This window comes from Actinacidiphila sp. bgisy167, from assembly GCF_965342175.1.
Taxonomy (GTDB): Bacteria; Actinomycetota; Actinomycetes; order Streptomycetales; family Streptomycetaceae; genus Actinacidiphila.
Genome location: NZ_CBDRBL010000087.1, coordinates 22,218 through 28,421, shown reverse-complemented (window position 1 = coordinate 28,421; position 6,204 = coordinate 22,218). Strand labels below are relative to the sequence as shown.

The following is a 6,204-nucleotide window of genomic DNA, read 5'->3' as shown; positions in this document are numbered from 1 at the left end:
ATGCGGGCGTACGCCTGCTCCCGCATCCACTTGCCGTACTGCCTCACGTCCTCGGCGAGTCCGCTCGCCCCGCGCCAACTACCTTCGTGGCGCAGTTCCGCCGTCGGTGAGACCGGCCTGCGCCCGGCCCACTTCGGTGGGATTTCGATCAACGCTTTGTTGATGACTACCGGGACGGGGTTCAGATCGCTGGCATGAGCCTCAAGACCCAGTCGGTGTGCCTCCAGCGGGATCGTTCCGCCACCCGCGAAGGGATCGAGCACGGGCGGAAGAGGGCCGTCGCCATGCGACTCCGCGATCTTCTCGCGGACCTTGCGCATGATCCGCTCGTCGCGAGTGGCCTCCCAGGGAACCATCTCCCTGATGAGCTGGAACAGCCGAGTACGTTCGGCCTTCTGCTCCTCCTCCCCGGGATAGAGGTCCGGCCGCGAGGAAGGGTCGTCGACGAGCTGTGCGAAGAGCATCGCGCGGGCCGCGGCAAGAGGTCGACGGGCCCACCACAGGTGGAGGGTGGACGGGTGGCCGTGGCGGATGGACTTCTCCCGGGCGGACTCCCGGTTGATCTCCTCCAGCGGAAGGGATACCTCGATGAGCTTGGTGCGGCGCTCCGGGGCCGTCTCGTCGGTTGCACCGCTCACTGCGGGGTTCCTCCCTTGTTCCAGGCGTCCTGCCAGGACAGCAGGAGACCCTCGGTCTTCAGGTCGCCGAAATCGGTCTCGGCGAAGGCGTTGATCAGGTATCTGATCTCGTCGTGTTCTGGGCCGTGCGGGCTCACGGAGACCAGGGCAAGACGGTGGTGTTCGCCCCGGTTCTTGGCAACAAGCACCTCATTGCGGCTGATGTAAAAGTGTTCCGCGCCCTCCCGGCGGCCCTTGACCTCGATGTGCACGAGGTGACCATCAAGACTAAGCGATCGGATGTCGTAGCCGGGATTGTTGTGTGCCATCTCCTCGGGGACGCGGCCCAGGCTGCGTTCCGCGCCGAGGACAGCGGCGACGGCTCGACGGTCGGTGTCGTAACCGTCCGCGGCGTGCAGGGCGTCGAGCACAGCCTTCTCGGCCGCGGTCTGGGCGGGGCCCACGTGGCGGACAAGCCAGCCCACGGGGATGACGAGGGCGCAGCCGGCGATGACGGGCGGTCGGGCCTGGAGGGCCCGGTCCTTATCGAGGGCGGCGAGACGCTGTTCGCGGCGCCGTTCCAGGTCTTCGGCCCAGGCACGGGCGGTCTCGGGGCGGTGGCGGATCTTCTTCCCCTCGGCCTGGTCGAGTTCGAGCTTTCCGGCGTGGGCGTACCAGAAGCTGATCTCCTGGCGAAGGCGCTGCTCGACCTGAGTTCGAGTGCGCTCGATGACCGGCAGGAGACGTTCCCTGGTCCGGTTCAGATGCTGGGGTACGGCTTCGCGGACGGCCCAGTCCAGGGCGCGGGCGGGACCGCCGTCGCGCAGCCAGTCCTCCTTGAGGAGTGCCTCGGCTGCTTCGGCCTCGCGGGGGGTGGGCGGGCGGTAGTCGAGATAGGGGGCGGGGCCAGCGTCGTGGGCCGTACCATCAGGGTGAAGTTCCACGAATGCGAAGGAGCGGTCGACCGAGCGGCGGTGCCCGTCGATGACCTCCTGGACCAGTGCGGTCAGCAGCCGGGGGCGGGTGCCGGCATCTGAGGCGTCTACGAGGACAGTGCCCCGGGTGAGCAGATCGCCGTAGTGGTGGATCGTCTCTTCCAGTACGGCTTCGAAGAGCGGGTGCCCGGGAGCGATCAGGTCGGCGCGGGCCGCGCCAGGGACGGTGACGCGGTCTCGGTCGAAGCAGACCCGCTCGTAGCGGCGCTGCACGATCCCCCCAAGACCCCGACCGAAGCGGGCCGTGTCGCGCAGTACGGCTGGGATGTGGGTGATCTCGTACCGCCCGCTCTCCCGGGCCCGCAGGTGGCCGCCGAGGTGGTCGAAGGCTTCGCGGAAGAAGGCCCGAACGTAGTGCGGGTGCAGCCGCTTGGCCTGGGCCTCCTCCATGCGTAGTTGCACTTCCTGGACATCCTCCAGGCCCATGACGTGGGCATCGAGCGCCAGTCCCTTGATCAGCTCGACTGCTCGTTCACCGACCCGGGCATCGATGACCTGGTCCAATCGGCTCTTGACCTCGGGCTGGTCTCCGTATCGGATGGCCTGGAGAAGGAGGCCGCGCAGTGGTTCGCCCTCGAAGAGCTCCCCCAGGACGTTGTAGACCTTGCCTTCGTACGCCTTCGACTGCTGTTCGATCTTGTCGAGGAGCCGTTGGAAGACCTGGCCCTCGCGGGTGTCGGCGGCGACCAGGTTCCAAAGGTGGCAAACCTCGGTCTGACCGATACGGTGGATCCGCCCGAAACGCTGCTCGATGCGATTAGGGTTCCACGGCAGGTCGTAGTTGACCATGAGATGGGCACGCTGGAGGTTCAGGCCCTCACCTGCGGCGTCGGTGGCGACGAGGATGCGGACCTCGGGGTCCTGGTTGAAGGCGTCGCATATGTCACGGCGGTGGGGGCGCGGCGTGCCGCCGTGGATGGCGACGACCGCCTCGGGCTGGCCGAGCAGGTTCCTGATGCGGCGGGACAGGTAGTCGAGGGTGTCGCGGTGCTCGGTGAAGACGATCAGCTTGCGAGGCACGCCGTTCTCGTCCCGCAGCAGCGGATCATCTTGCAGGAGCCCCGATAGCTCCTGCCATTTGCGGTCGTCGCCGGAGGTCAGGACCCGCCCCGCGAGCCGCTCAAGCCCGCTCAGAGCTGCGATCTCCAGCTTCAACTCCTGCACCGTGCGGGCAGCGGTCGCGGCGTCGACGACCTGCTCCTCCAGTTCCTCCAGCTCGTCGCCAGTCAGGTCGTCCAGCTCATCGTCGGCCGGGACAGACGGGACGTGCGCGGTAGTACTGGCTGAGGGCAAAGGGTGGTCTGACAGCATCTCCTCGCACCGAGCTTCCAGCCGCAGCCGCCTGCGCTCCAAAGAACGGTGGATCGCCGCCGGGCTGGAGGCGAGGCGGCGCTGGAGGACGGTGAGCGCGAAACCGACCTGATTGCCACGCCGCCCGTCCAGGCGCTCCGCCCGGTTCATCTCTCGGCGTACATAATCCGTGACCTGCTCGTACAGTTCCTGTTCGGCAGGCGAGAGAACATAAGGAACGGTGTAGGCGCGGCGCTCGGGAAAGAGCTTGCGGCCGTCGAAGGTGAGCAGATCCTCCTTGATCGTGCGGCGCATCAGCCCGGAGACGTCGTGTCCGTGGATGCCCGCCCGGTACCGGCCGCTGAACCGGTCACTATCCAGCAGCGTCATGAACAGCTGGAAGTCCTCCTCTTTGCCCGCGTGCGGGGTGGCGGTCATCAGCAGCAGGTGCCGGGTGAGCCGACCAAGAAGGCGGCCCAACTCGTAGCGCTTGGTGGTCTTGAGCTCCATGCCGAAGTAGCTGGCGCTCATCCGATGCGCCTCGTCGACGACCACAAGGTCCCACCCGCTCTCCCCGAGTAGCCGCCTCAGGTCCTCGGAACGAGCCAGGGCGTCCATGCGCGCGATGAGCCGCGGATGCCGGTCGAAGACGTTGCCGTCGATCGTCGCGTCGGTCAGCTGCCGGGTAAGCAGGGTGAAATCAAGGCCGAACTTCTCCAGGAGCTCGTCCTGCCACTGCTCGACCAGCCCGCCCGGCACGACTACCAGACAGCGCTCCAGGTCCCCGCGAAGTGCCAGCTCCTTGATGTAGAGCCCGGCCATGATTGTCTTTCCGGCACCGGGGTCGTCGGCGAGGAGAAAACGCAGAGGGGTGCGAGGTAGCAGCTCATTGTAGACGGCCTGGATTTGGTGGGGCAGGGGGTCGAGGAGGCTGGTGGATACAGCAAGCATGCTGTCACCGCGCGCGGCCATCCGAATGCGTAGGGCTTCCGCTGAGAGTCGGAAGAGCCCGGGGTCGGCATCGAAGCCACTGGAGGCCGACATAATTCCGGGGGCCAGTTTGCCCTCATCATCCTGGTAAAGCATGCTTTCTTCGACTGTGCCGTCCGGGCGGCGATAGGTCACCTGCGCCGCTGCCTGGCCGAACATTTGCACCGCGATGACCGTGACGTCAGTGTCAGTGACGATGCCTGCTACGGCGCGCCCTGGTTCGAGATTTTCGAGGCGAAACCGGCCTTGCTCAGGCATCCGGGCCCTCCCCCTGGTCGCATCTGTGGTGGTGCGCATTCGTGGGGCTAATGATGCCGCACGGCGACTGGGCGGGGTGAATGGTGTCGGCTTTTGATGCCTCGGAGCAGGCCGTCAACGTTCCTGGAGGCTACCTCGACGGCCGCTTTGTCGCCGAGCACGGCGTTATGCCGTTTGTCAGTACCTGCGCGGGTCGGGCTCGGCACTGAATTTGCTGCTCTCCGGCGGTGGGTCAGCCTTGCTGTTACCCGGCGGCAGAGCCGGTCGCGGTGCGGTAGAGGATCTTGCCGTCGTACTCGTCGAAGCCGAGGGCTTTGTAGAAGGCGCGGGCAGCGGGGTTGGTGGTGTCAGTGGTCCACTCGATGCGGCTGCAACCGGGGTGTGCGGCGGCGATGGTGCGCAGTTCGTTCATGAGCTGCTGCCCGAGGCCGTGGCGGCGGTGGGCGTCGCGGACGTAGAGCTCTTTGAGGTAGAGGGAGTGGGTGGCGCCTGCGGCGGGCCAGAGGAAGGAGTAGGCGGCGAGGCCGGCGAGGGCGCCATCGTGGTCTTCGGCGATGAGGGCGTAGGCAAGGGGAGGGGTGCCGAAGAGGGCTTCCTCGACCTGGGTGAGGCGTTCATCGAGGGGCTGAATGTCGGTCGATCCGTAGAACTGCTCGATCTCTTCGATGAGCTGGGCCACCGCGGGGACATCGCGCTTCTCGGCGGGACGGATGGTCATCGTGGTCACGTAAAGCTCCTGGTGGTCCGGGTTTCGCTGTTCGGCGCTGGCCACAGTGTGGTCAGTTGTTCAGTGTCCAGCCATGCCGCTGGAGGGTCTGCTGCACATGCTGGATGAGGTACTCCAGGTCGGCGCAGTAGACGGAGGGGTTGCGGTAGCCGTGGGCGGTGCTGAAACGGTGGGGGAGGTAGCCGCCGCCGCACACGGGGACGAGCGGGCAGGTCTGGCATCGGTGGGCGAGGGCGAGGCGGCCGAGTCGGCGGTGGTCGAGCTCGGGGTGGTGCAGGGCCTGGTCGAGAGTGTGGCGGAAGACGTCGAGGCCGAGGTGGGAGGCGCCCTCGTGGACGGAGCGGAGGGTATCCACGCCTTCGATGGTGCCGTCGGATTCGATGACGATGCCGGCCGGGGGCGCGAGGCCGACGGTTTCGACGGAGTCGTGGATGCCGGCGCTGAGGGCGGCGATGTCCTCGAGGATGCGGACACTGTGGTGGTGTTCGGGGCGGGCGATCCAGGCGTCGTGGACGCGAGAAAGCCAGATGCCGTACTCGGGGACGCCGGGGTGACCGCGAGGTGGCGGGTGGTCGTGGGTGGCGTGGGGGAGGCCGAAGTCGATGACTGGTGGCTGGAACCCGGCAAGGTAATCGTGGACCTCGACGGGATCGTGGGCGAGGTCGACGACGGCGAGGATGCCGGCGAACAGGTGCGGCCGGGTGCGCAGCAGATCGATGCCGCGGACGGTGGAGGCGGCCGTGGAGCGCTTGGCGCGCGTGAGCCGATGGCGGTCGTTGACTGCCGGCGGGCCGTCGAGGCTGACGCCGACGGCGACACCGTAGGCATCGAACAGATCCAGCCAGGCGTCCGAGAGAAGAGTCGCGTTGGTCTGCAGCTCGAAGTGCGCCTCGACATCAGGCGGCAGGCCGTCGCGTACTGCGGCGAGTAGCCGGGCGGTGTGCCGGACGCCGGCCAGGAGCGGTTCACCGCCGTGGATGACGATGTGCACGGTCTTCAGCTGGTGAAAGGTCGCGTGTTCGGCGATGCGGCCGGCCGCGGCACGGGCGACATCAGTATGCATCCGCGCAGGTAGGCGCCGGGCGCTTTGGTCTGCGGAGTTGAAGACGTAGCAGTAGTCGCAGTCGATGTTGCAGCGGTTGACCGTCTTGAGGATGAAGGTGCGGAACGCAGGGGCGGAGTCCTCTGACGGCGTCATGGAGTCGGCGTGCTCAAAGGGGCCGGGGCCGGACGAGGGAAGCAGCGTGGGAGGCGTCGCCAGTGTGGCTGTTCGGATCGGCCTGCTGGGCCCGCAGACGCTGGCGGATGCGGGCGGCGACACGGTCCA

General features: G+C 67.2%; 4 protein-coding genes. All 4 read right to left on the bottom strand.

All coding sequences use genetic code 11. The features are described 5' to 3' along the window. The coding region (locus ACRWND_RS25910) for a DUF1156 domain-containing protein (protein WP_431953465.1) at positions 1–638 on the bottom strand (638 nt) is incomplete at its 3' end. Then, positions 635–4,150: a helicase-related protein gene (locus tag ACRWND_RS25905; RefSeq protein WP_431953463.1), complete on the bottom strand. Its 3,516-nt coding sequence runs from the start codon at positions 4,148–4,150 to the stop codon at positions 635–637. The genes ACRWND_RS25905 and ACRWND_RS25910, both read right to left, overlap by 4 nt. A 244-nt stretch (positions 4,151–4,394) precedes the next feature. Then, positions 4,395–4,868, bottom strand: a complete 474-nt coding sequence (gene haaN, locus ACRWND_RS25900; protein WP_431953469.1) for a cyclophane-containing RiPP N-acetyltransferase HaaN — start codon at positions 4,866–4,868, stop codon at positions 4,395–4,397. A 61-nt stretch (positions 4,869–4,929) separates the two neighbouring features. Then, entirely contained in the window at positions 4,930–6,075 is a 1,146-nt protein-coding gene (locus ACRWND_RS25895) for an FxsB family cyclophane-forming radical SAM/SPASM peptide maturase (protein WP_431953461.1), read from the bottom strand. Between the last annotated feature and the right edge of the window lie 129 nt (positions 6,076–6,204).

Bases quoted from the DNA above. Each gene is read 5' to 3' on its own strand.
- ACRWND_RS25905 (WP_431953463.1), bottom strand. From the start codon at position 4,150: ATGCCTGAGCAAGGCCGGTTTCGCCTCGAAAATCTCGAACCAGGGCGC.
- haaN (WP_431953469.1), bottom strand. From the start codon at position 4,868: ATGACCATCCGTCCCGCCGAGAAGCGCGATGTCCCCGCGGTGGCCCAG.
- ACRWND_RS25895 (WP_431953461.1), bottom strand. From the start codon at position 6,075: ATGACGCCGTCAGAGGACTCCGCCCCTGCGTTCCGCACCTTCATCCTC.